General features: G+C 56.5%; 23 protein-coding genes and 3 pseudogenes. 11 read left to right on the top strand and 15 right to left on the bottom strand.

The genetic code is table 11. The features are described 5' to 3' along the window. Nucleotides 1-569: 569 nt before the first annotated feature. A pseudogene (locus tag M1D32_RS05040) lies at nucleotides 570-743 on the bottom strand (IS30 family transposase); the annotation flags it as partial. 95 nt (nucleotides 744-838) lie between these two features. On the opposite strand from M1D32_RS05040, the gene M1D32_RS05035 reads away from it, so the two are divergent. Together M1D32_RS05035 and M1D32_RS05030 are read left to right on the top strand one after the other, a co-directional pair. Continuing rightward, on the top strand, nucleotides 839-1,276 hold the full coding sequence (locus tag M1D32_RS05035; protein ID WP_458781238.1) for a transposase: 438 nt from the start codon (nucleotides 839-841) through the stop codon (nucleotides 1,274-1,276). A 38-nt stretch (nucleotides 1,277-1,314) separates the two neighbouring features. Next, on the top strand, nucleotides 1,315-2,130 hold the full coding sequence (locus M1D32_RS05030; RefSeq protein WP_458781237.1) for an IS3 family transposase: 816 nt from the start codon (nucleotides 1,315-1,317) through the stop codon (nucleotides 2,128-2,130). 35 nt (nucleotides 2,131-2,165) lie between these two features. On the opposite strand, the pseudogene M1D32_RS05025 reads toward M1D32_RS05030, so the two are convergent. Next, nucleotides 2,166-3,158, bottom strand: a pseudogene (locus tag M1D32_RS05025) (IS30 family transposase); the annotation flags it as partial. 423 nt (nucleotides 3,159-3,581) lie between these two features. Between M1D32_RS05025 and M1D32_RS05020 the strand changes: the two are divergent. Then, nucleotides 3,582-4,025 carry a hypothetical protein gene (locus M1D32_RS05020; RefSeq protein WP_115787482.1) on the top strand — a complete coding sequence of 148 codons (444 nt, stop codon included), beginning with the start codon at nucleotides 3,582-3,584 and terminating at the stop codon, nucleotides 4,023-4,025. Between the two features lie 101 nt (nucleotides 4,026-4,126). After that, nucleotides 4,127-4,330, top strand: a pseudogene (locus M1D32_RS05015) (IS5/IS1182 family transposase); the annotation flags it as partial. Between the two features lie 29 nt (nucleotides 4,331-4,359). Here the strand turns inward: M1D32_RS05015 and M1D32_RS05010 are convergent. The 5 genes from M1D32_RS05010 to M1D32_RS04990 form a co-directional block, all read right to left on the bottom strand. Next, nucleotides 4,360-4,431 (bottom strand): hypothetical protein, encoded by a 72-nt coding sequence (locus M1D32_RS05010; protein ID WP_375134963.1) that lies wholly within the window; start codon nucleotides 4,429-4,431, stop codon nucleotides 4,360-4,362. A gap of 69 nt (nucleotides 4,432-4,500) precedes the next feature. Next, nucleotides 4,501-5,789 (bottom strand): IS3 family transposase gene (locus tag M1D32_RS05005; protein ID WP_458781236.1). Its coding sequence is split into 2 segments (ribosomal slippage): nucleotides 4,501-5,516 and nucleotides 5,516-5,789, totalling 1,290 coding nucleotides; the frame shifts between segments, so codons are not numbered across the junction. Nucleotides 5,790-6,147: 358 nt separating this feature from the next. After that, entirely contained in the window at nucleotides 6,148-6,468 is a 321-nt protein-coding gene (locus M1D32_RS05000; protein ID WP_458781235.1) for a DapH/DapD/GlmU-related protein, read from the bottom strand. A gap of 211 nt (nucleotides 6,469-6,679) precedes the next feature. Beyond that, nucleotides 6,680-7,429: an SGNH/GDSL hydrolase family protein gene (locus M1D32_RS04995; RefSeq protein WP_458781234.1), complete on the bottom strand. Its 750-nt coding sequence runs from the start codon at nucleotides 7,427-7,429 to the stop codon at nucleotides 6,680-6,682. Between the two features lie 46 nt (nucleotides 7,430-7,475). After that, nucleotides 7,476-8,012, bottom strand: a complete 537-nt coding sequence (locus M1D32_RS04990) for an acyltransferase (RefSeq protein WP_458781233.1) — start codon at nucleotides 8,010-8,012, stop codon at nucleotides 7,476-7,478. A gap of 476 nt (nucleotides 8,013-8,488) precedes the next feature. On the opposite strand from M1D32_RS04990, the gene M1D32_RS04985 reads away from it, so the two are divergent. The 3 genes from M1D32_RS04985 to M1D32_RS04975 all read left to right on the top strand — a co-directional run bounded on the left by M1D32_RS04985 (nucleotide 8,489) and on the right by M1D32_RS04975 (nucleotide 12,416). After that, nucleotides 8,489-9,976: a tyrosine-protein kinase domain-containing protein gene (locus M1D32_RS04985; protein WP_458781232.1), complete on the top strand. Its 1,488-nt coding sequence runs from the start codon at nucleotides 8,489-8,491 to the stop codon at nucleotides 9,974-9,976. 108 nt (nucleotides 9,977-10,084) lie between these two features. After that, nucleotides 10,085-11,002, top strand: coding sequence for a glycosyltransferase family 2 protein (locus M1D32_RS04980; RefSeq protein ID WP_458781231.1), 918 nt, complete (start codon nucleotides 10,085-10,087; stop codon nucleotides 11,000-11,002). A 109-nt stretch (nucleotides 11,003-11,111) separates the two neighbouring features. Then, on the top strand, nucleotides 11,112-12,416 hold the full coding sequence (locus M1D32_RS04975; protein WP_458781230.1) for a hypothetical protein: 1,305 nt from the start codon (nucleotides 11,112-11,114) through the stop codon (nucleotides 12,414-12,416). On the opposite strand, the gene M1D32_RS04970 is transcribed toward M1D32_RS04975, so the two are convergent. The 6 genes from M1D32_RS04970 to M1D32_RS04945 form a co-directional block, all read right to left on the bottom strand. Then, a complete protein-coding gene (locus M1D32_RS04970) occupies nucleotides 12,413-13,390 on the bottom strand; it encodes a hypothetical protein (protein WP_458781229.1) in 978 nt (325 codons plus the stop codon). The two genes, M1D32_RS04975 and M1D32_RS04970, sit on opposite strands and share 4 nt — an antisense overlap. 282 nt (nucleotides 13,391-13,672) lie before the next feature. Beyond that, nucleotides 13,673-14,695 carry a Coenzyme F420 hydrogenase/dehydrogenase, beta subunit C-terminal domain gene (locus M1D32_RS04965; protein WP_458782105.1) on the bottom strand — a complete coding sequence of 341 codons (1,023 nt, stop codon included), beginning with the start codon at nucleotides 14,693-14,695 and terminating at the stop codon, nucleotides 13,673-13,675. Between the two features lie 220 nt (nucleotides 14,696-14,915). Beyond that, nucleotides 14,916-16,058, bottom strand: coding sequence for a polysaccharide pyruvyl transferase family protein (locus tag M1D32_RS04960; RefSeq protein WP_458781228.1), 1,143 nt, complete (start codon nucleotides 16,056-16,058; stop codon nucleotides 14,916-14,918). After that, nucleotides 16,055-16,588, bottom strand: a complete 534-nt coding sequence (locus M1D32_RS04955; protein WP_458781227.1) for an acyltransferase — start codon at nucleotides 16,586-16,588, stop codon at nucleotides 16,055-16,057. The genes M1D32_RS04960 and M1D32_RS04955 overlap by 4 nt, the downstream gene beginning before the upstream one ends. Nucleotides 16,589-16,601: 13 nt before the next feature. Continuing rightward, nucleotides 16,602-17,657 (bottom strand): glycosyltransferase family 4 protein, encoded by a 1,056-nt coding sequence (locus tag M1D32_RS04950; RefSeq protein WP_458781226.1) that lies wholly within the window; start codon nucleotides 17,655-17,657, stop codon nucleotides 16,602-16,604. Continuing rightward, the gene (locus M1D32_RS04945; RefSeq protein ID WP_458781225.1) at nucleotides 17,650-18,204 is read right to left on the bottom strand and encodes a glycosyltransferase family 4 protein; all 555 of its coding nucleotides are present in this window, start codon (nucleotides 18,202-18,204) and stop codon (nucleotides 17,650-17,652) included. The genes M1D32_RS04950 and M1D32_RS04945 overlap by 8 nt, the downstream gene beginning before the upstream one ends. A gap of 414 nt (nucleotides 18,205-18,618) precedes the next feature. Here M1D32_RS04945 and M1D32_RS04940 point away from each other — a divergent pair, with 414 nt between their 5' ends. Next, nucleotides 18,619-18,753 carry a hypothetical protein gene (locus tag M1D32_RS04940; RefSeq protein ID WP_458781224.1) on the top strand — a complete coding sequence of 45 codons (135 nt, stop codon included), beginning with the start codon at nucleotides 18,619-18,621 and terminating at the stop codon, nucleotides 18,751-18,753. A gap of 44 nt (nucleotides 18,754-18,797) precedes the next feature. On the opposite strand, the gene M1D32_RS04935 is transcribed toward M1D32_RS04940, so the two are convergent. Together M1D32_RS04935 and M1D32_RS04930 are read right to left on the bottom strand one after the other, a co-directional pair. After that, on the bottom strand, nucleotides 18,798-19,268 hold the full coding sequence (locus tag M1D32_RS04935) for an acyltransferase (RefSeq protein ID WP_458781223.1): 471 nt from the start codon (nucleotides 19,266-19,268) through the stop codon (nucleotides 18,798-18,800). A gap of 191 nt (nucleotides 19,269-19,459) precedes the next feature. Further along, on the bottom strand, nucleotides 19,460-20,644 hold the full coding sequence (locus M1D32_RS04930) for a glycosyltransferase (RefSeq protein WP_458781222.1): 1,185 nt from the start codon (nucleotides 20,642-20,644) through the stop codon (nucleotides 19,460-19,462). 151 nt (nucleotides 20,645-20,795) lie between these two features. On the opposite strand from M1D32_RS04930, the gene M1D32_RS04925 reads away from it, so the two are divergent. The 3 genes from M1D32_RS04925 to M1D32_RS04915 all read left to right on the top strand — a co-directional run bounded on the left by M1D32_RS04925 (nucleotide 20,796) and on the right by M1D32_RS04915 (nucleotide 25,051). After that, nucleotides 20,796-22,352 (top strand): sugar transferase, encoded by a 1,557-nt coding sequence (locus tag M1D32_RS04925; protein WP_458781221.1) that lies wholly within the window; start codon nucleotides 20,796-20,798, stop codon nucleotides 22,350-22,352. Nucleotides 22,353-22,399: 47 nt separating this feature from the next. Next, a complete protein-coding gene (locus tag M1D32_RS04920) occupies nucleotides 22,400-24,274 on the top strand; it encodes a DUF4012 domain-containing protein (protein ID WP_458781220.1) in 1,875 nt (624 codons plus the stop codon). A gap of 180 nt (nucleotides 24,275-24,454) precedes the next feature. Continuing rightward, the gene (locus M1D32_RS04915) at nucleotides 24,455-25,051 is read left to right on the top strand and encodes an LPXTG cell wall anchor domain-containing protein (protein ID WP_458781219.1); all 597 of its coding nucleotides are present in this window, start codon (nucleotides 24,455-24,457) and stop codon (nucleotides 25,049-25,051) included. The last annotated feature ends 13 nt before the right edge of the window (nucleotides 25,052-25,064 follow it).

Below are 25,064 nucleotides of genomic sequence, written 5' to 3'. Positions count from 1 at the left end.
AATGACAAGTCACGTCATCACGAGCTCGCGCCGGGAGAGATTAGTCGCGCAGTGCCATCAGCGCGACTGCCACTGATGTCACGGACAGCAGGACATAGGAAAGTAGCCTTATATTTCGCTGCGGCAGCTCCTGGCGTGAGTAATGCGTGTCCTAGGTTCCCCGTATTCACCCAGCCGCGATGTTACAAAACAGAGCCTCAAGGTTTGCTCAAGTTACGTCGAATGTTACGACACTCCCCGCGAGCGTGTCTGGCATGTTTACCCGCCTTCAAGAGCAGACCCCAGAGCCGCGGCCAGGTTGGCGGACCAAGCGAAGCCGCGGACTGAGTTTAGGCCCCATTTCATCGACCATAAGTTCCTCGGCTCGGCGCCGCCTTGCTCAGTGCTCTGGAAAGGCTTCATAAGGCGAGTCAACAAACTAGCGGGACTTTCCGGACCGTAGGGCAGCATGGGAATGGCCCTTGGCGGCGTCGGAGGGGCTTCACGACCGGACTGCTGAGCTCGGCGGATGCGGTTGTCATGGCGTTGGCCATTGTCTTCAGGCGGTATTCAGCGGTCGTTGCAACAATTTATGGTTCGGTCGAAGGTGAAATCAGTCTAGCTAAGTGCTCCGTGGGACTCTGCCAACCCAAGATTTCGCGTGGCCGATGGTTGAGTTCAGCGGCGACCATAACTAGGTGTTCGGGGCTGTGGACGCCCAGGTCTGTTCCTTTCGGGAAGTACTGGCGGAGCAGTGGAGTGGTCCCCGGAAGTTGGACACCCAATTTAGGATCCTTCTTCCAGGAGTAGTCAGATGTACTTGAGAAGCACGTTGAGTCACTCCGATGCAGTGTCTTCTATGGAGTTGTTCGAGCAGGGGCTGACTGCGAAGTCCGTCGCGCTGACTCTTGATTTAGCACCTAACCCTGTCCAAATGTTGTATCAGCGATGGCAGGTACGAGGATCGGGTGCGCTGATGACAAGAGACCGTAAGCAGTACGACATCGAAACCAAGCTTTTGATCGTGCGACGTCATCTTCAGGGCGTGTCCGGACGCGTCCTGGCCAAGGAGTACGACCTTCCCTCTCCCGGCACCGTCACGAACTGGACGAGAATTTACCGGCGAGACGGTGAGGACGGCTTACGCCCGAAGAAACGGGGCCGGCCACCGGTCGATCGCGAGAATCCAGTTCCCGAGGGCGAGGTCGAGCAACTCCGGAGGGAGAACGAGCGGTTGCGTGCGGAGGTGGCGTACCTGGGAAAATTGCGGGCCTTGAGGGCACAGGAACGACGCTGAAAGTTCAAGCGATCAATGACCTCAAGGCCCATCACCGGTTGCCGCTGTTGCTGCATCTGGCAAAGATTCCCCGGTCCACGTTCTACGACCACCGCAACCGGCTTACCCGGCCAGATCGGCACGCGGAACTCAAAGAAGCCATTAGTCAGGTCTTCACGCAGGCGCGAAGCGCTTACGGGCATCGACGCGTCCTGGCCATGCTCCTGCGACAGGGATGGATAGTGTCGAAGAAGACCGTGCTGAAGCTCATGCGCGGGCTCGGATTGCAAAGCCCGGTCCGTCGCCGGCGCAGATACAACTCCTTCCGCGGCGAGGTCGGTAAGGCGGCTGAGAACGTGTTGAACCGCCAGTTCGAAACCGCGGTCAAACACACCAAGTGGGCCACCGACGTCACCGAATTCACGGTGGGCACCTCCAAGGTTTACGTCTCACCGGTCCTTGATCTCCATGACAACCGGATCGTCTCTGTTATGGCAGGTCCGTCTCCGAGCGTCAAAATGGTTACCGATGGCCTTCGCACTGCGATCAGCGGCCTCGCTCCGAACGAGCGACCCCTGGTCCATTCAGATCAGGGGTTTCAGTACCGGCATCCGCTCTGGCAGGACACGCTCCGCGAAGCCGGGCTGACGCAATCGATGTCCCGTAAGGGCACCTGCTTGGATAACGCCACCATGGAAGGGTTCTTCAGCCACCTCAAAGAGGAATGGTTTCGGATCCAGCAACCCAAGACCACCGAGCAGTTCCATACCGGTCTAACCGAGTATCTGCGTTGGTGGAACAGCACCCGAATCCAACGGAGACTCGGCTACCTCAGTCCTGACGAATACCTCGCTCACAACCTCGCCACCGCCTAACGTTTAATTAGGAGTCCAACATTTAGGGACCACTCCAGCAGGCCATTGGTGTTCTCGTTTGAGCCGCGCTGCCAGGGGCTCGCGGGGTCACAGAAGTACACCGGGATAAGTGTCCGCCGCGTGAAACTCTGGTGGCAGGCCATTTCAGTGCCCTGATCCCAGGTCAGTGAACGGCGCAGATGGGCTGGGAGCGGGCTCATCGATTCAGTAAGCCGGTCGCGCAGATTCTCAGCACCGCGGTTCCCTGCCAAGTGCACGAGGATGATAAAGCGCGTGGTTCGTTCGACCAGTGTGGCAATGGCCGAGCGACCGCCCTTCCCAATTATTAAGTCCCCCTCCCAGTGCCCTGGTACTAATCTGCCGATCACTTCCGCGGGCCTGTCCCGGATCATGACCACGTCCGGGAAGCGCTTGGTCCTGTGCTCTTTTCGGCGGCGGGGCCGACGACCGGTCCGCCCGCTGCGCAGCGAGGCGGCCGGGTCCACGGCTAAATCCAGGCTTCCGCGCCCATACAGGGCCTGATAAACAGTCTCAGGCACGACGTGCATCTCGGGTCGCCCCGGGAAATTAGCCCGTAGACGGTTGCTGATCTGGCGTGGGCTCCAGCGTTGCTTCAGATGTTCGCGCACGAACTCCCTCAGCTCCGGGTTTTCGGCGATCTTCCCGGTCCGCTGCCGGCACCGTCTGCGCTCGGCACTGCGCTGAGCGGTCCGCGGACGGTAGTTGCCAGAGGGTTCGTGAATGTTCCGGCGGATCTCCCTGCTCACCGTCGACGGACTACGCCCGAGCTCCCTGGCGATGGCACGGATGCTGCGCCGGGCATGCAGGAGGTCCGCGATCGTGATCCGTTCCGACTCGGAGAGAAACCGGGCGGAGATCACGACCGGCCTCTGATGCGAGATGGGAGCGTACTTCTTGATGTCTCCGGACTTCAGAACAACCGAGTGGCCATGCCGCCAGCGAGTGCCCGAACTACGGCTGATTCCTACGATCCGGCACGCTTCGGAATTGCCCATTCCCTGTTTCATCAGCTGATCATAGTGAGCCCGCGCAGCATTCTTTGGAGGGGCGCCCCGCGACTTTCTTGATCTTTTCATCTCACCCAATTGCAACTCCTAAAAGCTCAGGTGTTGCAACGACGACTGGACGCCAAGCCGTCACAATGGCTCACTTTTCGACCGTCACCGACAAGTAAACGCACTACTCCTTACGGGTGCTGTAGTGTCAGAACCGCCGAGAATTAGCATCATGAACCGTCCCGGGAATCATGCCGCCTGTTTGTTGGCGGCGTCGTCGGGTAACGGGCCGGTTTGTAGATCATAATATGTCTGCTCATATTCCTCTGGCGTCTGGTGATCCAGGGCGGAATGCAGGCGTAACGGATCTTCGGGACGTGCACGCCTCTTGCCAACCAGTCCGCGCCGAGCGCTACGCTAATCCAAAGGGGGGAAATGACGACGAAACCTAAGGACCGTAGCGGGGCGTGGGCCGACTTCGGCACCGGCGTCCTCGCTTGGATCAGCGGCGCAGCGGTGCTCGGCTTTGGCGCATGGTTGCTCTTCGGCCAGCCCGACCTGACTGGGGCGTCTAACGGAGATCGACAGACCCGCACCTCTCAGCGTCCCGTTCAGTATGTTGATGAGGACTACGAGCCCACCGACCAGGAGATCGAAGAGGCGGTACAAGAGTCGCGGGAGAAAGTCTTCGGCAAGGGGTGGTCATGTTTCTACGACCCGACCATGAACGAGAATTGGCACGACGACGTGCGCTGCACTAACGGAGCAAAATCATATCGCCCCATCCTTCTCGCCGACCGGGGGTTTGTGACCGAAGAAGACATGCGCGCGGCCGGTCAAGACTATGAGAACCACCTAAACTCCGGCGTCAAGCCCTAAGAGGTTCCGCCGGTAGGTGAGGTCGTGCTGGATTTAACGGCGCAGGCACAAGCTTTGATAAACACGTGTTTGTCTAGAACCAGTGTTGCCTCGGGAAGCTTGTGCCTGTCGTCCCATCACCCGTCATGAATCCCCTCTGGGCCCAATTCGAGGCCCTGATTCCGCCCGTGATCGACACCCATCCTTTGGGGTGCCACCGGCCCCGGGTGTCGGACCGGGTCGTGTTCGACAAGCTTGTCCAGGTCCTCGTGCTCGGGGTCATGTACGAGAAGATCGCCGATACGTCCTCCCAAGCGAACGCTGTGTAAGGACGGGGGCTAAATCCGCACCGCGGTCAGTTGCCCCTGAAGATCAGCTGTTCTACCTGCTCGGGTTCAATGCTGAGGTCTTGTGCCCATTCGGTCATACAAGCCGTGTACTTGCGGTAGCTGCCGGCGCTGTGCCAGGTAAGCCACAGGGTGAACCGTCCCGGGAATCATTCCGCCTGTTTGTTGGCGGCGTCGTCGGGTAACGGGCCGGTTTGTAGATCATAATTTGTCTGCTCATATTCCTCTGGCGTCTGGTGATCCAGGGCGGAATGCAGGCGTTCGTTGTTGTACCAGTGGACCCACTCGAAGACGATCTCCATCACGTCGGTTTCGGTTTTCAACGGCCCGCTGCGGAACGGTGAATCCTTTGCCACGGCCTCGTTCTTGAAGAGCCCCATCACGGTCTCGGCGGCTGCATTGTCATAGGCGTCACCGACGCTGCCAATGGACGGTTGCAGACCCTCCAGGGCCAGGGTGTCGGTGTAGCGGATCGAGGTGTACTGGCTGCCAGCGTCGGAGTGGTGAATCAGTCCTGCCGGTGCCGGGCGGCCGGTGTGCTGGCGCCGCCACAGGGCCATCCTCAGGCAATGTTCGACGAACGCGGTGCCCTTGACGGTTGAGGTTTCCCAGCCAACGATCGCCCGGGAGTAGAGGTCGATGACCAGGGCGACGTAGACGAATCCGGAGTAGACCGGGACGTAGGTGAAATCAGTCACCCAGATCCGGTTCGGGGCCGGGGCGGTGAAGTCCCTGTTCAGCAGGTCCCCGGCGCGGCGGCCGTCCTTGCCCGGGATGGTGGTGCGGGTCTTGCGGCCTCTGATAAGGCCGTTCATTCCCTCTTCGCGCATGAGCCGGTCCACGGCGTGTTTGGAGGCTTCCGGGAAGCCGTTACGGCGCAGCCACTGCGTCATTTTCCGCCGCCCGTAGATGATCTCGGGCCGGGGGCGTCCCTTCGCGTCGAGGACTTGCAAGGCCCGGAGCGCATTCGTGATGCGGGCGTCTTCGATGGTGCGCAGGGCTGGCAGGCGTTTCTTCCACGCCCGGTAGGTTCGTGCGGCGACCTGCACGCCCTGCTCCCGCAGGACGGCGCAGATCGACTCGACCGCATAACCTTCAGCGCGCATTTCGTCGATGAATCGACAGATCAGCGGCGGCGAGGGTCGAGCTCCCTCGCGAAGAAAATCGAAGCCTGTTTGAGGATCTCATTGGACTCTTTCAAGTCCCTCACCTCAGCCCGGAGCCGCTTGATCTCCTCCAGCTCATCACTGCTGGGCCCGGTCTTCTCACCGGCATCGATCTGGGCCTGGACAACCCACCGGCGCAACGATTCAGCGCCGACCCCGAGCTTCGGCGCCAGTGCCTTGCAAGCAGCATAGACAGACGGGTATTCGGACAACCGATCCATGGTCATGCGCACTGCACGGTCACGGACTTCGGGCGGGAACTGCTTGGGCACAATCACTATCTTTCTCACAGAAGATAGCGGCATCAAACCCGGGACGGTTCATCATGCTCAGCAGAGCTAGTGAGCGCCAGGAACAATTGTGGCAGCAATGCACCTTCGCGCCGTCTGCAATGGTGATGGGCCAAGACCGAAGGCGTGTTTCCAGGGAATTCGACGTGCTCAACCGAGACGCAGTTTGGCCCCGCCTTCGCCCAAATGCGACATAACGACGAGGTGCGCACACAAATAAAAGCTTGACCGGGCCTGCTGCGATATCTCGCCTCGGCATTCGCTGTTCCCTTGGCACCGAAGCGACCAGGGCTGTGATTGTGACCCACCTTCAATGACCCCGGATAAAGCCCTCAGATGTTCATTCCCGGATCGTACCCGTGACTTTGTCTAGTTCCTTGATCTTCCGGGCAGGAACACCGCCGTAGATCGTGTCTGCCTCGCAGTCGGTAGTGACGACTGCGCCGGCAGCGATAATCGTTCCGGAACCAATTGTTACGCCTTGCAGGATGGTTGCGTTGGCCCCAATCCAAGTGCCAGCACCGACAACTATCGGTTTGGCAGTGGACTCACCTGCGCGGCGGCTCGCGTCACCTACTTCGTGGGATGTGGTTACGAACGTAACGCCCATGGCGATATTGCAGTTTGCGCCGATACTGATCGGGGCAGTTGTGTTAAACATACAGCGGTAGTTTATGAAGGCGCCTGAGCCGATAGTCATACGGGAACTTCCGAACCAGACGCCAGGAGAAATCGCACAGGGCTCAACCCGCATACCGTAAGCGCGGAGTGCACGCCAACGTAGTGGGGCCGGGAACAGCGGGGAAGCGATCACCTTATTGAGGACGACGTCACGAAACAGGCTGGGCCACAAAGCTTTGACGTTGTTCACGCTAGGACACCTTTATGCGCTCTAGGAGAAGGTTGGCAATTGCCTTGTGACCAATGTCGTTGGGATGGAAGGTGTCTGAAGTACCGATCCATGTTTCCAGCCCTTCGGGTCCGCGGTGGCCGGCAGCCCCATAAAGGGTGCTGATGTTGGCGTACTTCCCGCCAGCATGCTCGCATTGCTCCTGAATGGCGCGGTTGTAGACATCCATGCTGGTGCCCTCCGACTGCCAGACAGAAGCGCACAGAATCTTCACGTTCGGGGACTCCGCCTGGATCTTCTCCAATAGCCCGGCGTATTGCGAGGCGAAGGCTGTGGGCTCCGTTTTCGCGCCTACGTCATTTGTTCCAAGTTCGACTACTGCCAGGTCGAGGCCAGCGGGCACCTCCACAAGACCGCCAACCGTAGAAAGCGTCGCGTGTGCCTGCTCGCCCCGCGCTTCCTCAATCGGTCCTTTCTGAGCGAGTGACTGTTTCATCAGTTCAGTAAAGGCTCTGTCCTTCGTGCTGGCAAAAAATCCTCCGGTCAGTGAATCGCCGGCGAACAGCACGCGCAGCGGCCGGTCCGCGGGAAATGTAAGCCGAACCAGCTTCGCTTCATCCGCAGCTTCCGCCTGAGCCTGAAGCTTTGCCTTGACCTTGGCCTCATAGGCCTGCGCTTTCACGCTGATATTCGGGTCGCCTTCTAATACGGCTGGTGCACATCCGGTCAGCAAGATAGCAACGGTCAGTGAAAGGATTCCCCCAAGTTTCATGAACCTAATCCTACCGACCAAGAAAGTATGGCTCTGGCTTGATGCCCTAAACCCAGCCTATAACGTCACGACCGATCCTAGCCGGGTTGCCCGCTGCAACGACGTTCGCGGGGATGTCGCAGCTGACTACAGAGCCAGCCCCAATAACCGCGTTGTCTCCGATAGTGACGCCCTTGAGGATGATTGCTCCGGTTCCTATCAAGACGTGGTTGCCGATCTTAATAGGTCGTGTCATCGTGCTTTTTCGGCCGTCAGCATAGGTAAGCTCATGGAAGTCGGAGTCGAGGATCTGGACCAACCAGGAGAACTCGCAATTTTCACCGATACTAAGTCCCGAACGCACGTTAATGCGGGAGCGTGCACCAATCTTGGTCCCGGCACCCACCGTCATCATCGCCGGCGCTTCAGGCGAACCGATCACGGCAACATGCGTCCCCTTTCCGATCACGGTTCCCTCTGCGGCATCCAGCCTGCCGTGCTTGATCGTCACTTTTGTCTCGCGGTCAACGCGGGCAGAAGGGATGCCCAACGCGGAAGCACGCACACGATTTTCAACACCTCGAACTTTTCCCCAGATACTCACCGCTCAAGCCTACGTGCAAGTAGGACCTTGACGGATCATATTGTTTGCTCAGCACGAGATTTGGCGTCTTCCGGGCAGGGTCACAACCACAGCACCTAATTTCACCAGCTTGTGTCGACTAAAAACTTGCCCTGCGCGCAGGTGCCACTCCTTCCCATAGAACTAACTCGTACGCGGACTATTCAGAATCAACCGTGCGCCGGTTAGGGGGAGGAGACCGAAGCGTCGCAGGCATCCTACGGGCGGCACAGTCAAAGGCGCACCATCACAGATGGAGGTTCAAAAACCCCTAAACAACATGCGGGAAACGTTGCCGCCTTGCGACCTCGGTTCCACGGCGCTTGCGGCTTGATCTCAACGGATTACGCGGAATCACTGTGAAACATTCCACGGGTACAATTGGCCTGACACTAAGACGATTACCGCTCTCAGGCCGCGCCTAGAGCAAGCAGACTCTGACACAGGGGGACCCGAGTTTGGACTTACGCGACTATTTGCGCATCCTTCGACGATATTGGATTTTGATCGTCGCGGGCGTGATGGCCGGCATCCTTCTAGGCGGAGGTGTAGCGATCTTGACAAAACCTACCTACACCTCACATACACAACTCTTCGTGGCTATCCAAAATTCCGGTTCTGTTCAGGAACTCCAACAAGGAAATACCTTTAGCCAGGCACGCGTTCAGTCGTATGTCAAGACCGTGACAACGCCTGTAGTGCTTCAGCCCGCAATTGATGCTCTCGGCTTGTCAGTTTCACCGCAAGAATTGGCCGGACGAGTAACCGCCAGCACGGAAGTTAATACGGTACTCATAAACATCTCGGTGTCTGATCAGTCAGCGGTGCAGTCCGCAGCGATCGCCCAAGCAGTGGCAACGAGCCTCGTGCAGGCAGTTGATACGCTTGAAAAACCGCGTACAGGTGGTACAAGTCCTGTCAGCCTCTCAATCATCACTCCCGCACAAGCCCCCACTCTTCCGTCTGCTCCCAATACTCGCCTCTATATCTTGGTTGGCTTTATTCTAGGTCTCGCATCGGGCGTGTGCGCCGCGGTACTACGAACCACACTTGATAGTCGAGTGCGAGGCGAATCCGACCTTAGAAGAGTCACCGAAGCCCCTATTCTCGGCGGGATTTCTTTTGACCAAGAGGCCAGCAAGAAGCCGCTACTAAACCAAGTAGCACCCCAGAGTCCGCGAGCAGAATCATTCCGGCAGCTTAGAACAAACCTGCAATTTGCGAACGTTTCAGGCCAGGCGAAGACCGTTTTAGTTACGTCCTCATTGCCAGGCGAAGGAAAAAGTACTACCGCAACGAATTTGGCTATCGCACTGTCAGAGGCTGGTCAATCGGTCTGCTTGGTGGACGCCGACCTTCGACGTCCAATGGTTAACGAATACCTTGCGCTGGATCGAAGTGTCGGACTCACAACAGCACTGGTCGGTGGAGCAAGCCTGGATGACGTCCTTCAGCCCTGGGGTGGCGGCAATCTATACGTCCTGGTGTCGGGGCAAATCCCACCGAACCCCAGCGAACTTCTGGGGTCGCACGCGATGGGGCGCTTGATAGCGGAGCTGGAGGTTTCCTTTGACACGATCATCATTGATGCTCCACCACTCCTCCCGGTTACAGACGCCGCCGTTTTGGCCCAACACGTCGGCGGAGTCGTTCTTGTCGTCGGTGTAGAAAAAGTAAAGCAACATGACTTGGAAAAGTCTTTCAAGTCACTTCAGATGGTGGGCTCAAATGTCCTCGGCGTTGTCCTCAATAGACTTCCGATCAAAGGACCAGACGCGTATAGCTACAGCTACTACAGCAGCGATGACAGCCCAATGGGGAGATCTTCTAAAAGAAGTAGTAGTCACGGCATTGAAGGAGACGAACGCAGCAAACAGCAGGACACCCTCAGCCATGCAGCCCGCATGCCAAGCGTGTTCCCGTCCTCGGAGATAACCCGCTCTTGACTAACGACGCTTACAGTTCCAGCGAGTAGACCGAAATCATCTTCCGTCAGTGCACTATTCCAGCTTCTGTGCCCCGTTGCAGTACAAAATTAATAAAAGGGAAAACTCTTGGCTTTCGACAGTTCCTCTGCAGCCGCTGTGGTCGTTCACTACAACAGCGAAAACACTCTCCGGGAAACGCTAGCGAGTCTCGGAAAGTTCTTCGACCGCTCGCACATCATTGTAGTGGACAACTCTTCCTCGCTTAAGAATGAGGGCTTGGATCATACCGCAACTATTGTTGATGACGGTAAAAACCGGGGTTACGCTGGTGGCGTTAATCGCGGATTCGAGTTGATTTCTGAACGACTACCATCAGTTTCAGAAGTCCTGGTGTGCACCCATGAAACCATTTTCCGGGACGATGCGATTCAGCAGCTTTTTACTACCGCCTCCAACTTTGCGGAAGGTCATATCATCGGGCCGAAGCTTGTTACAAAAACGGAAAATGGTGGGCTTAACGTTTGGTCGAACGGAGGACGCATCTCCCTTCCGTTCTTTTACCCCTCCCATGACCGGGGCCCACACCGGGCAGGCCTTCAAGAGGTGGACTGGGTCGATGGAGCAGCGTTCGTTATTGATATAGCAACGTTCAAGCGCATAGGCGGCATACCACAAGAGTTCTTCATGTACATGGAGGACGTCGCTGTAGGCTTGCTGGCAAAGGCGCACGGTGTCCCTGTCCTGACCCAATTGGAGGCATTGGTTGAGCAGAGTGCTAACGGACCAAGCCGGGCGCTAGCAATACGGAACCGCGTGATCCTTGCTGTTCGTTATATGAGTGGCCTTCAAAGCCTCGTTGTCCGCTCGGAGATTCGTGTGCGGCAACTCCTCCATAGTATGCATCCTGGGGTAGCCACCAAAAAGAAAGCTCAAGAAAGTAAGAAGGCAGTGCAGGAGGCGATCAGGATCTGCGAAGCCCTTGACACAGCCAATCAGCCTTTTTGCGGGCCCGCTTATCGCCAAGGGAATCGCCCGCCCGCGTGAAGTGACACAGTTCACCCACGTTCGATGCTGCCAGGACGGCCTGCTGCTTATGGTCTAAGTCGATGGCAGTGCCGCTTGCCCGTCTTTCGCCCTAGCTTCGAGGAACACAATGAGTGACATTGCGATGATTGCCGTTCTCGTAATCGCATCCGCGTGGTCGATACTCCTTTTCTGGAGGAATATCTTCGAGAAAACAATTGCCGCCGCGCTGCTCGTGCTTATCTTCGGAGCTGGCTTCGCGCAAACTGTAATTCCCGTGCGGTTCGTCCTTGCCCTTGCTGCTCTAACGATCATCGTGACTACAACACTCAAGTACAGGGCGACGCTAAGCCGAAAGGTTTTGCGCGTCGTGTCCATAACCAGCACCTCGTGTTTGGTCGCTTACGGGGCGCTGCAAATGTTTGTCCAGCCCGAGATGCTAGATCCACTATTCAGGTATACCGTTCTTTTCCCGTTGATGTTCGTTGCAGGATACGTTGCATGCAACCTCAACTTAGGGGCAGTTCTCTCGAAGCTATATGTACTTACGGGCTTAGCTATGGCTGCACTGGCCGTATTGGAAAGGGTCCAGAACTCTTTTTTCCTCGCCGGGAACTATGAGAACGCCGGGCGTCTAGTTCGCGATGGAGCAATCCGTAGCATCGTCGGGGCTGAGCATCCACTCGTGCTCTCAGTCCTGCTGGTCGCAGCTATACCTCTCGTTCAAGTCACTTTCACAACGTTAGTTCTTCGGACGGGAGCCTTTGTACTGCTTATAGCCGGCATAGTCTCAACTAACAGCCGGGGGGCCCTGGTACTGATCTGCATGTGGTTTGTCATAACTGCGGCTCTGAAGAGCAGAATTTTTGGTCGCGTGCACACGTCTTTACTTCAATTTTTTGCAGCGGCCAGCATTGTCGTTGGGCTGATCTGGATATTAACCGGCTCTGGTTCCGATAGCCTTTCAAGCACATCTGCTGTAGATGCAAGTGCCGAATACAGGTCGTCTCTATACCTCTTCGCAGCACAGTCCCTTGTGGAACAGCCGTGGGGCTGGGGCCTCTCCGGCCTGCCCGTTGGCGTCTATGTCGTCGCCAGCTACTTCGGCAGCCTAGACATTGCAGTGACCATAGACTCTGAAGTCGCGCTGTTAATGTTCGACTTCGGGTGGCTGGGGGTTCTCGGATTCATTGTTATGGCGTCCTTTTTGCTTCGAGCAGGAAGGCTGAGATCACCGCTCGGTCAGGCTGCCCTCCTGCTGAGTGCATCTGGGTTCTACTTGGCGTTGCATTCGTGGTCTGGTCTGGGTTCTGCATGGTTCTTACTCCTGGGACTTTCGGTCAGCTACGGAATTACCAAGCCGAAAAGCGTGCAGGTTGAGGACGACAATCATTCCACGAACGGTGTCGTTGCCAAGAGCGTTATGGATGGCTAGCGACCGTACAGCATTAGCCAATCTGCTCGCTGAACCACGAAAGCTTTCGGACCTGCCAAAAGATACATATAAACTGCGCTAAGAACGAGAAAAAGTGGGCCGATAAGGGCGACACCCCATGTTGGTGTGATCAGATACCCGGCCAACCAACAGCCCCCTGCGATGAGCAGCAAAGCTACAGGAAACCAAATGTCCTTCGTTGCGGACGTTGCATAGTGATGCAGGGCTGGTGCTAATCCCGCCAAACCCACGGTCACTAGACAAGCCGGCAACAACAGCCCCAAGGCGGGTTCAAACGCAGGTCCGAAGAATAACGGAACCAGCGGAACGGCTGCTGTCGATCCAACCACTGCCAAAAGTACCCCGGCCGTAACCGTGACCTGCCACAGGACCCTAGTGCGGGTCCGAACGCGCAGCAGGGGATTTCCTGCATAGGATGACTGTATTAGTGTCTGCACAACTTGATACGCCATTTGGGGAATAAGCGAAACTACTGCGTAAAGGCCAACTGTCTGAACGTTAGTTTGAGCTATGAAGAGCAATGTATCGGCTCGAACAACACCCGCTTCAAGAATTTGTGAGCGCCAGGCACGCCAAGCCCTAGCCAGGAGCTTCCTAAAGGGCTCAACCCGGAGCTCGGTCTCCTGGACTGAGCAGAGCAACCGGCGCACGGGAATAGAGATGCATAGCATCTGTATAACAAGAGAAGCTGCATTAAGAGCGATTACATTCCAAAGGCTAAGAAACCCCAAGGCAAAGAAAACCACGATACCTAGCGTTACCGAAGCCGATGCCGAAAGGTTCGCGGTGCCGTACTGTTTGGTTCTGCCAGCAACGATAAGTATGTTCCCGTCAATGCTCCGGCTGGCGCTCATTCCGGCGAAAGCAAAAAGGGCCCCTGCTGCCAAGGCTTCGTCTACGTCAAGGCCAAGAGAACGTGCAAGGAAGACGCCCGCGCCGGTTGAAAAGGCCACCGCAATCAAGGTGATGCTTCTCCCCCTCCGGCTCCAGCCGTGTGCCTGACCTAGATCCTCTGCGACTGCTTTGCGAGCCAGCAGTCCTAATCCCATGGCACCGACCAAACCGACTATTGAGGCAACTAGCAGGAGGATTGCCAGCTCACCACGCGCGGACGGACCGAGGCTTCGAGCAGTCAAGGGCGCCGTTATGAGTCCCGCCAACACGGGGGCAATGTTTCCCGCAAGGTGTATGACGGCCTTCATCGGCGTCGGTCCGCTTCGTAAACCTGGTGAGTTTTAACCACGACCTGGTGAGTTCCTCGACCGTCGGTAAGACCCGTAAACGTACCTAAGTGCTCGGACCGGTGACTGAAAACTCTGTGAAAGAAGACCGAAGCCGCGATATTCAGGGGTTTGCCAACCTGCCAAGCGCCTACCGAACAGCCGAGCCCACAGAGTGGCGCGTCGTTCGACCTGATAAGGCTGGATCGCACTGATGTGCTTAAGCTCAAGCGGTTCAGCACCAATGATTCCACTTTCCACCGCGGAGAGGATAAAGTCATGCCCGCGCTTTGTCCTAGCTATAAGGGCGCTTACTCCGTCGGAGTTGGTAAAAAGCGGGTAGCCCTTGGCGTCGGTCTTCCAGAAGTCGCCTGCGACTAGATCCGCGCTTTCCCCGACGCCGTCCGGGCACACCTTGCATCTCCACTGCATTGATGGGCCTAATTGCTTTCCCCATGATTCGTCGTATCCGGCTGAGGCTCTTAAACCGTCGACGGTTTCAGCATGGAACTCTCCAGGCCACCCATGTCCTCGGTATCTCATTGTTCTCAGGGGTGAACCTTCGGGAATGCCCAGCTCCGTCAAAAGCCTTTCAGTTGCCTGTTGGCTGGGTACGCCTGCACAAAAGAAAGAAAATATTAACGGCTTTTCCAGTTGAGTGCGCGCATCCATCAACTGTCGAAGTCCAGAGGCCTCGCAAGGCTTACCCACTACAACCGAGGACGGATCAAGCGCATTCGGTTGCCCTGCAACTGATACGGGGGCATATCTGGATCCCGACTGCCGGAGAAAGTCCGAGCCCCTGCCTAGTTCGACAGCGACGCTCTTCTTAGGATTGTCAGCGTCGGCTCCTGCCCCAACAACACGAGCAGCTTGTCCCGACTCAACGGCCCACCTTGATAGGGCTGTTAGTACTCCCCCGCTGCTACCTCGAAAGCGCGTCTCAGGGTCTATCGCCCATGCCTGCCAGCTTGATATCGACCTGCCTAAGGCAGGGTCGGCGTCAGTCTGCTGAGGAACGGAGGGACGACGGACCATCGCTCCAGGGCAACTCGCAGCAAACTCCTTGCTGGCCTCGGCGTCCCGTAAAACCGTCAGTGGTAGACGCCGGATGGGGCGATTGAAACCCGCGTCGTCTAATTCCATAGAAAGCCCTGGGTCAATTAGCGAACAAATTCCACATCCAGAGCAATTTCCGTTATCGACAACCTTCCGAACCAGGCCGTCGAATTCTGCCGACCTCACCCTAGGCGCCATGTCAGACGGTCACCTGACTGCTCAGGTGCGCCACGGCGGTGTCCAACCTTGACTCCGCGTGTTGGCGTACAAGCACTGCCTGCTCCCTCAGGTCGTCTCTGGCTACAAGCTCTAGAACTTTCTGCACGATTTCAAAATCAGTCCGTAGGTCAAGGGTGTATGGCCACCCGATATCCTCAAGAAGCGGGGCAAACTTGCGGGAGTACGCCAATGGGATCGCCGGAACACCGACTGACAGAGCATTGAGGCAAGCATGCATTCGTGAGCCAATGACCACCTTGCTGCCAGCAATAAAGCTTCGAGCTTCCTTCAAATCGCCCGGGATGTAAACGTTTACGCGTCCACCGAACTCGCAAGCCAGCTCCTCTAAAACGGGAATGTCATTGTCGATCGATGGGTTATCCAAAACGTGTGCCAAGAGGGTGACGTTTTCCCCCCTAGCGAGCAGACCATCGATGATTCCACGGGTAAGGGAACGATACTGTTCTTTCGGAAGGTGCGAATCGCTATTCCAAAGAAGTCCTGAGACGTTGAGAGCCACATCGGCTCGGGAGCTCCCCGCTACTGACGTTGGTTGATCAAGGGCGAAAGCCATATCTGTGGCTAAACAGTCAGCCGGGAACCCGATCTTACTCGCAAACTCCATGCTCGTACTGTCCCGCGCCATAACCGTGTGAGCGGCCTTCAAGGAGTGGCGCGCCATCAGCCTGCCCCAAACAGTTTTGAAGGGTCCAATAGTTTGAGGCGCAAATATGATGGGACGATTGGCCTGCTTCGCGACAAACCGGGTATAGGCCATAATTGCTAGACGCTTAGGGCCGTAAATGTCCGTGAAGCTATCACCTGCCCCCGTATCGATTACTGCGTCGTACTGAGACATTTCGGCCCGGAGTTTCGTGCTGCCGGTTAGAAGGCCTTTGAGAACGACCTTGCCGGACAATTGGGTGCCTAGTGGTCCGACTTCAAAGCTTTGGAAATCGACAAACACGTCATCTCCCCACGCTCGTTCGGCTAAAGACGCGGCTCCTTCAGCAAGAACTCGAACCCCCAGATTGCTTGAGGACTCATCGGCCCACAAGACCAGGACACGTTTGACCGCCAAAATGGATTCTCTTCTCTTCTTCTGATTCTTCATCATCATCATTGGAATGGCATATGGAAGTTGAGCTCGTAACTGAGATCACGAGATCTCTGTCCCATGACGCTCGCCGGAACCCCTGCAACGATCGTGTAGGGAGCAACATCCTTGGAAACCACTGCTCCTGCCGCCACGACGGCCCCTTCACCAATTTCAACGTTGGGCAAGATGGTCGCCCGGCTCGCTACGTATGCTCGGTCGGCGATTCGTACTGGCCCGCCCTTCGTACCGAAAGATGAACTGTTTGGATCATGGCCTACAGTAAATATCTGAACGTGCCCGCCGATATTAACGTTGTTGCCGATCTCAAGTCCAAGCCGGCCATCCAGGAAACAGTCATTGCCAACTATTGAATTACGACCAAGCTTGATCCCTTTTGGTGCAAAAAAAGCTAGGCGCCAATGAACGGAAGTATTCTTTCCGATCTGCATGCCCAAAAAGCGTTTGTATACGGCGATTCGAAACACATGCACTGGTACACGACCAGTTATAAATCCTACCCACAGTTTCAAGCCTTGCAAGTATAAGCGCACCATCACTCCTTCGTTCTCAGGCAGGAAGTTCTATTCGATCTATGTGGGAAAGAACTTTCTTTACCGCGTGATTAAACGCTGCCTGGCTAAACTGTTGCTCAAAAAGCGTAGAAGGAGGCACAGGCGGGAAGGCGGGCGGATCGCCTAATAGCGAACTGATATCGCCAATATACTCTGCCCACTCCGGACTGAATCCACTGGCCACATGCGGTGTGCCGAACACAGGGACCCCGTGCGCAATTGCTTCTACTGCCTTTGCCTTGATGCCACCACCATGGTCAATAGGAACAAGGGCGGCATCGATTCCCCGATAGAACTCCGATAGGGCATCAATCCGCCCAAGCACGATTGCATCCACGTCCCAATCTCTGACGGTTTCTGATCCGAAACCGGCAACGACTACCTCGATTCCTCGACTTCGAAATAACTCGCCGTATCGTTTGAAAAAATTACGGAGCGACATGACGTTGGGTGGGTAGGCAAAATTACCAATGAAACCTACCCGGAGTCTTGTCGACTCGCGTTGTGGCTTTTGCGAGCGGATTGCCGTAATAGGCGTTGGAATCCAGGAACCAAACGCTGAACCCGCCACTGACGCTTTCACCTTGTCCTCATACCCTGCATAGACATTCGCGGCTGGGCGTTTAATCAGTTGTCTCTCGCGAGCACCCCAATAGGCGCTCTGCAGTAGCCCCCCGGGGCGGGACAACCATGAAGATCTGCCCATCGTGGCCGAATTCACACTCCATAAGTCCATCCAATCGAATACGAGAGTTCCGGTATCAAGGGTGGACGCAGCGGACTCGAAAACCGCTGGAACTGTGACCACGTTGACGTCAGCGTCGGGCATCTCGGGTAGCGACCCTTTCAGAGGCATCGGAATCAGTCGCTTCTTAATGCTTCGAACCAGACCGTCTTGAGGGCCCGCCATAGGTGCTGGCCGGAGAGGGCAAAGCTGAGTTTCAAACCCGAGATGCGTCAATGCTTCGTACCACGCGAGAGCTCGAAGTCCCCCTCCGTCCTTCGGCATATCCTGCAGGCCGTACCAGTAGACGATATTCGCCTTAACCATTAGTCCTCGTATCAGTACTATCTGTAGTGGTACGCCAAAGGTTCAGAAACCGGAAACGATACGCCGCGATGGAATACGTAGCTTCATAGCTTTTCCTGGCATTCGCACCCATTTGCAGCGCCTGATTCCTATCAACGGACTTGAACACATCCCGGAGTCCTTCAATGCTGCCGATCTTATAGAGATGTCCGTTTCGTCCGTCCTCAACAATATCGAGGACTCCACCCCCACGACTTGCGATGACCCCGCGGCCACGGGCAAAGGCTTCCAATATCACAAGACCGAAGGGTTCAGGACTGTCCGAAGGCAAAACCAAGAAGTCTGCGTCGTCAATATATGGCTCGATGTCAGCTACTTCGCCCACAACGTTGACCGACTGTGGATTTACTAGGTTCGCGACGAGCTGCCGCACGTCCACGGCTGTTCCTAAGGGAGGCGGGCCTCCAAGAATCACCAGCTCTCCGGGGCAGCCTGCTGCGTCCCAGGCTTTCAGAAGCGTAAAGTGTCCCTTCCAAGAATTCCAGCGACTAGCCACAACGAATTTCATTGGACCGGTTGGGGGGACAGGTAGCAGATCCCGGCCTGAATCCCTGTGGGCGTTGACGAGTAAGACCGACCGGCTCCGCACTGATGGGCTGGTGATTGCTTGAAGGGATGCGCTCGAGATGCAAAAAATTTCGGTCGCGAGGCGAGCGAACAACCCCAGGACGACAGCTTCCTTGGGTGACCAGATTTCCTGGACGTGCAGCACAACCCGTTTGACGCCAGCCAAGCGCGCAAGCGGCACGCAAAGAATCATGGCAGACGTCGTGCAATACACAACATCCGGTCTATACTTCCGAATTTGACGAAAAGTGTGCCACATTCGGCCTACAAGTGGCAGCGCACCTCGCGCAGATAGGTATCGTCGCCTAAGTACGGGTAATGGACTCACATCGGCTCGGATTTCCAGAGCACCAAGATGAGTACTGAGGCTGCCGTCATGCGAGGGCAAATCATCTGGCAGGTGGACGACCGCGTGTACCCTGTCCTTCTCTGGAAGCGATTGGAGTATCTCAACAAGGATCTTGTCCGCGCCGTACATCTCATTGGATGAGTGGACAAACATCGTTCGTATCGGCAAGGAATTCATGCCCTGAGTCACCGTGTCCGGATCACTTTGGCCGGCACACCGGCGACGACAGCACCGTCGGGAACGTCCCGTGTCACTACGCTACCAGCAGCGATGACGGCTCCCGACCCAACGGTCACACCGGCAGTAATAGTGGCACCGCTACCGACCCAAGTATCATCACCGATGCGCAGGAACGAGCGGACAACCCCCTGAGACTTTATGGTTTCTGCAGTACTCGCAAAGTCATGGTTCTCAGAAAATAGCCGTACCCCAGGACCCAGCATGACGTCAGAACCGATTCTGATCTCGCCGGAACAACCGACAAAACAACCTGAACCGAAGCTCGATCGATCACCCACCCACAGCCCTACTCCAACATCCCCACCGTAGTAGCTGCTTGGACGAATTTGAACACCACGGCCGATCGACACTTCGGCACCGAAGTTGAGACCGTGAACGGCCAGGCCCTGCACCTCGGCAAAGTCTTCGACAACCAAGCGTCCTGAATGCGAGATTAGCTGAGGGTTTTTGAGGCGAGCCCCACGCCCGATAAAAAGGGGTCCGCTCGATCTTCTGAGTAGGGGCTTAATAGCTGCGCCACGAAGTAGCATCGGAGCTACTTTGATCACCAATTGGGCAGTAGCTACAGCGTTCGCTTTTTCAGGCAACCCCTGGAATCGCCCCGTCTTCATTTAGCTGCCAATTCAAGGTTTGCTTCTCGTATTTGTTTTCTGAGTTCTTGGTCATAGGCCGCGCATACTGCAGCCCATGTATAACCCTGCTGAACCCGTTCTAGCGAGATTTCGGTTAGACGCTTCTGCTCCAACGGGGAGTCCATGACTCCGCGTACTGCTCTCTCGATATCAACTGCATCCGGGCTGCAAAAAACTGCTTCGTTGCCCAATACTTCGCGATTGAAAACGGTATCGCGCGCTATGACTGGGGCACCGTTCGCCATGGCTTGGACCAAGGCTGGATTAGTACCACCTACGCTGTGCCCATGGAAATAGGCACCGCAGTTTCGCCAGAGTGCGAGTAGACGCTGATCATCCGAAACATGACCGAGCCATCGAACATTGGTGTATTCCGCTGCCAGCGCTCGAACGTCATCTTCTATTTGGCCCCCGTAGCCGGACGAGCCAACGATCACCACCTGGTAGTTGCTAGCGAGCTTCTTTGCTGCCTCAATGAACTCCGGAATGGTGTTTTCCGGGACAAAGCGGGCCACTGCGAGAACATAGCGTTCTGGCTGCAGGTCACCTTCGGCGGGACGTTCCGCTCCCGGTTCACCTCCGTACGGGATGAACACACAGGAGCGTCCGAACTCTTCTTGCCATCGGCGGCCAATCTCCTTCGAGTCAGCGATCAGAACAGTTCCAAACCGTGCCGTCATCCGCGCCCCGAGTTTGAAAATGAACTTTGCCAACCGGCCCCACTTGGCACGTTCCCACTCAATACCGTCGACGTTCACGACGGTCGGCACACCGCGAAGGCGAAGAAGGGGCAGCCAGAACCCGTTGGCAACGTTCATAACGAGAGCCACATCCGGCTTCTTCCAAGCGGCGTGTACACATGCTGTGAGACCGTAGGACAAGGTACTAAGGGACTTGTTCTCAACTCCCGGCGTCGTCATAACGTCGACACGTGGGTCCTTGTGCGAGTGCTGCTCCAGATCTGCCGAGCGACCGTAGACAGTCACTTTCCAGGACTGGTCCGCCAAATATGGCGCGAGCTTCCTCACTGCAGTTTCAAATCCACCGTAAAAGCTGGGATAACCCCGTGTTCCAATAACCGCGACTGTCCGACCCACGGAAAACCCCCATTTGTGATGCTTCGAAAGGCTTCTGCGCGAAGCCGCAACCGAGGTTATCATTCAGACGGCCTGGCATGCCTGCGTGAACAAATGCTCTAGAGGTTGCAGAAGGAGCCCCAAGACCGAGGTACTCTGACCTGCGCAGGTGCCACAACGCACAGCAATTCATCACATTGTGTCAGAAAATCCCTGCTGGGGCCCACCATTCTGGATGTCCCACCTTGACCTGCCGCATTGCGATTGCATGGCCATCCGGCTGTACCCTGTCCTCGGGGATCTGCGAGCAGCGCCTGTCCTCGCAGATCTCGCGAAGAGCGATCATGAACATTTCTGGGGGAAGCTGGTGGATTGGCGCAAACGAACGTCTCGGGCCTTGCGAGTCGTTGATGCGTTCGTTGTTATTTGGGCGGTTGCTGGCGCCTACGTTATTAGGTTCGGTCTCGAGCCGGATTTGACCAATCCCGCGTTCGAGGCAGGGTACCTATGGTTTTCAGCAGCCATGTGCGTTGCTTGGTGGCTTATGTTGGAGGCTTGGAACAGTCGTCAAAGCCGGATACTCGGCTCTGGTCCGGATGAATATAAGCGCGTAGCTGCAGCCTCCCTTTGGCTCTTTGGCCTAGTGGCAATTTTCTCGTATGTCTTACGAATCGATACGGCTCGAGGCTATGTCGGCATTGCTTTGCCAGTGGGTCTGACTGGTTTGCTCATGGCACGATGGCTGCTCCGGCAGCACCTGAATGTAACCCGCCAAGGTGGGCAGAGCATGTCTCGTCTGATGTTGCTAGGGGGACCAGGAGCGGTTGCCCATCTCGCCTCTACCCTCGTAGAGGCAAAGCACGCGGGCTACCTGCCGATTGCTGCATACATGCCAGGAGCTGATCAAAGTATCAAGGTCGAACCAGATTCAGGTCTCCCTGTTCTCGGCCACGACAATCAAACAGCATCCATCCTGGAAGCTATAGACGAATGTAAGGCAGATGCTGTTGCAGTGTCGGCCGGCGTGCAGTTGCATCCCCAGACTTTGCGTCACCTGGGGTGGGCACTGGCGTCGCGAAACGTCGGGCTGATTATGGCGCCGGCCCTCACGGATATTGCGGGACCACGCATCCACACGCAGCAAGTTGCAGGGCTCCCGCTTATACATGTCACTACTCCAACCCTCGAAGGCGGGCAACGAGTCGCCAAGCGGTTATTCGATATTTGTGCCGCTGGGATCCTTATCGCGCTCTCATCACCAGTGATGTTAGCCATAGCCGTGGCAATACGAGTGTCAAGTCCCGGTCCTGTCCTTTTCAAGCAAGAACGGGTAGGTATCCGCGGAGCCACTTTCGACATGCTGAAGTTTCGCTCCATGGTGGTTGACGCTGAGAAACGACTCGCTGAACTGGAGCATCGCAACGAAGGCAATGGCGTTCTTTTCAAGATTAAGAATGACCCTCGCATTACGCCCATCGGGAGCTTTTTACGGAAATTCAGCTTGGACGAGCTACCGCAACTCTTCAATGTTTTGGGTGGATCCATGAGCCTTGTCGGTCCTAGACCGCCGCTCCCCAAGGAGGTGGAGGTCTATGAAAAAGACGTTCGACGACGCCTTCTTGTCAAGCCAGGACTAACAGGACTTTGGCAGGTGAGTGGGCGCTCCAATCTGTCTTGGCAGGACTCCGTACGCTTGGATCTCTATTACGTGGAAAATTGGTCCTTGGCAGGCGATGTTGTGATCCTGCTCAAAACGGGCAAAGCGGTCTTCCAAAGCACGGGAGCCTACTGAATGCGCTGTGCAGTACAGCGCAACTGAACTGGGGGAAGGAACACTTCATGACCGACTCAGTCACAAAGACAGAGGCGAACGGCGGTAGGCGACGGACGAGCAGGGCTTCGGGCGGACGCAAGGTTAGTCGACGGCGTCGTCGACTAACCGGTGCAGCTATAGCCTTAACCGTTCTAGGCGCAGGACTCGTTTGCGTTGCAACGGTTGGGGCGACTGCGTCAACGATAAAGTCAGAACTGGACGCCGCCATTCGGCTGGTACCTGCCCTTAAGGATGATCTTGCCGCTAGTAGGTCTTCCGAAGCGGCCGCCTCAGTGGAAAAACTTCGCGTCCACACGAATGCCGCTAAGAAGTCAGCCGAGAACCCGGTCTGGATCTTAGCTTCGTCAGTACCGGGGCTTGGGCAAAACTTTACTGCTGTGTCTGAAGTCGCGCGTTCTGCTGACGACGTTGCCAATCTGGGACTGGCGCCACTTGTTTCAGTCTTCAATAGTTTGGACTGGAACACCCTGCTTCCAAGCGATTCTGGAACCAACCTAGGACCCTTGCAAGAGGCCTCACCCAGTGTCTCTTCAGCCGCTCACGCGGTCCGGCTTTCTGCTGCTCGGCTAGATGGGATCGATGCAACGAAGCTGTTGCCTCAAGTCTCAGAGCCCCTGGCACAAGCCAGAGAACAACTAAAGGACGTGTCCAAGACCTTGGATAGCGCCGCTGACGCTGCCGCTCTTGCACCCCAAATGATGGGTTCTCAGGGCCCGCGAAACTACCTGATGATGATTCAGAACAACGCGGAAGTCAGGGCGACAGGCGGTATACCCGGGGCGCTAGCCGTGCTGTCACTGGACAACGGAAAGCTGACGCTCGGAACGCAGAGCAGTGCTGGCGATTTAGGTGTCATTTCTCCCGTGATTCCAGTGGACAGCGAACAGCACCAGATTTATTCCGGTCGTCTCGGCAAGTTCATGCAGGACGTAAACCTGACCCCGGACTTTCCCACTGCGGCCTCTACTGCCCGATCGATGTGGGAGAGAAAGACAGGTCAGCGAGTTGATGGCGTCGTTTCTATAGATCCCATAGCTCTTAGTTACATACTTGAAGCGACCGGTCCAGTAACCCTCAGCAGCTCGGAACTCACCAGGATCGCTTCCAGCCAACTCCCCCTGGAGTTAACTGGAAGGAATGTTGTCCCGACGCTGCTGTCCGACGTGTATTCGAAGATAGAAGAGCCGCACGTCCAAGACATTTATTTCGCGGGCGTGGCTCAGGAGGTTTTTAAAGCGCTTTCTGACGGCCGGGGCAATGCGACCGCGCTGATCGCTGGCATAGCACGCGCGGTGGACGAGGGGCGCGTCTTGGTGTGGTCGAGCCAACTCAGTGAGCAACAGCTGCTTGCAAACTATCCACTAGGCGGCGGGGTCGCAGGGCCCAGCGTCGCGCCGGCCCAGTTTGGCGTGTACTTCAACGATGGGACTGGGGCGAAGATGGACTACTACGTTAAGCGCACGGCCCAATTGCTGAAGGAGTGCCCCCGCGACGGTTACGAGCAAACCACTGTGCGCGTTACCAGCACCAATACTGCTCCTGCTGATGCTGCTACTTCCCTACCGGCGTATGTAAGCGGCGGTGGGGTCTTCGGAGTGCCGCCGGGCTCCGTGCAGACGAACATCGTGGCCTACGGTCCCGTTCAAGCGAATGTCGAAATGGCGAAGATTGACGGGCTGAAAACTGAGTTTGCGCCTCATCTCCACAGCAGTAGGCCAGTCGGAGTTCTCGCCATTCGACTCGCACCGGGAGAGAGCAAAACGGTCGACTTCACCTTCGGGAAGATAGTTCAACGCACTGAACCTAACCTCGTTGTCACACCCACTGTTCAGGATGTAAAGGATGTGACACTGCCCACAGAAAATGCAAGCTGCAGCTAGGTTAGCGGAACGGCGTGTTAACACTAAGTAAACCGACTTGATTGACATTGCTCACAAAGAGGATCAGGTGGTAACGTCTTCTTTGGGATCATTATCCGTTAGTTCCGCACAGGTCTCGTGTGGAGAGGAACCCTCCTCAAATCGGGTACACAAAAACTTATCGTCTCCGGGGGGACATTCATGAAGAAAACACTCGCAGCACTCGCACTCGCTGGCTCTCTCGCACTTATTGGCTCACCGGCTGTCGCAGCCCAATACCCGGCGCTCCCGCCGAACGCTGCTGTTTCCGACGGCGTAGTGGGTCCGGGTGAAAACTTCGTCTTCCGAGGTCAGGGCTTCCGCGCCGGAGAGCCGCTCATCATTCGCGTAACGCCAGGTCAGCCGCCAGCGGCATCAGGCGCGAATATCGCGGGCGGTAGTTCATTCTCCGCCAAGATCCCGGTGTTCCTGGCACCTCAGGAAATCAGCGCAACCGCTGACGCTCAGGGCTCAGTCTCTCTGCCGCTGGCTATCAATGAGGCAGGCACCTACTCCATCACCGCAACTGGTGTGGATTCAGGCATCACCGTTGGTCCCGTCACGGTAACCGTGGCAGCTTCCCTTGCTAACACCGGTGGCGCTCCCCTTGCTAACACCGGCGGTGGCGCGAGCCTCGCAAACACCGGCGCCGACTCCGGACTGGTCCTCTGGACCCTGGTGGGCGCAGGTGCACTGGCCGCTGGCGCAACCTCTGTAGTTGTTGTTCGCCGCCGTGCCAAGGCCGAGGTAGCTGCTTAGCTCCTTCTCCCAA

The organism is Arthrobacter sp. D3-16 (assembly GCF_054408515.1).
The sequence above is the reverse complement of the archived record's forward strand: the minus strand, read 5'-3'. Positions and strand labels throughout refer to the sequence as shown.

Excerpts from the sequence above, each read along its gene's own strand:
- M1D32_RS05035 (WP_458781238.1), top strand. The coding sequence starts at position 839 with ATGGAGTTGTTCGAGCAGGGGCTGACTGCGAAGTCCGTCGCGCTGACT.
- M1D32_RS05020 (WP_115787482.1), top strand. The coding sequence starts at position 3,582 with ATGACGACGAAACCTAAGGACCGTAGCGGGGCGTGGGCCGACTTCGGC.
- M1D32_RS05000 (WP_458781235.1), bottom strand. The coding sequence starts at position 6,468 with ATGTTTAACACAACTGCCCCGATCAGTATCGGCGCAAACTGCAATATC.
- M1D32_RS04995 (WP_458781234.1), bottom strand. The coding sequence starts at position 7,429 with ATGAAACTTGGGGGAATCCTTTCACTGACCGTTGCTATCTTGCTGACC.
- M1D32_RS04975 (WP_458781230.1), top strand. The coding sequence starts at position 11,112 with ATGAGTGACATTGCGATGATTGCCGTTCTCGTAATCGCATCCGCGTGG.
- M1D32_RS04965 (WP_458782105.1), bottom strand. The coding sequence starts at position 14,695 with ATGGTCCGTCGTCCCTCCGTTCCTCAGCAGACTGACGCCGACCCTGCC.
- M1D32_RS04960 (WP_458781228.1), bottom strand. The coding sequence starts at position 16,058 with ATGATGATGATGAAGAATCAGAAGAAGAGAAGAGAATCCATTTTGGCG.
- M1D32_RS04955 (WP_458781227.1), bottom strand. The coding sequence starts at position 16,588 with ATGGTGCGCTTATACTTGCAAGGCTTGAAACTGTGGGTAGGATTTATA.
- M1D32_RS04950 (WP_458781226.1), bottom strand. The coding sequence starts at position 17,657 with ATGGTTAAGGCGAATATCGTCTACTGGTACGGCCTGCAGGATATGCCG.
- M1D32_RS04945 (WP_458781225.1), bottom strand. The coding sequence starts at position 18,204 with ATGAAATTCGTTGTGGCTAGTCGCTGGAATTCTTGGAAGGGACACTTT.
- M1D32_RS04940 (WP_458781224.1), top strand. The coding sequence starts at position 18,619 with ATGAGTACTGAGGCTGCCGTCATGCGAGGGCAAATCATCTGGCAGGTG.
- M1D32_RS04930 (WP_458781222.1), bottom strand. The coding sequence starts at position 20,644 with ATGATAACCTCGGTTGCGGCTTCGCGCAGAAGCCTTTCGAAGCATCAC.
- M1D32_RS04925 (WP_458781221.1), top strand. The coding sequence starts at position 20,796 with ATGTCCCACCTTGACCTGCCGCATTGCGATTGCATGGCCATCCGGCTG.
- M1D32_RS04920 (WP_458781220.1), top strand. The coding sequence starts at position 22,400 with ATGACCGACTCAGTCACAAAGACAGAGGCGAACGGCGGTAGGCGACGG.
- M1D32_RS04915 (WP_458781219.1), top strand. The coding sequence starts at position 24,455 with ATGAAGAAAACACTCGCAGCACTCGCACTCGCTGGCTCTCTCGCACTT.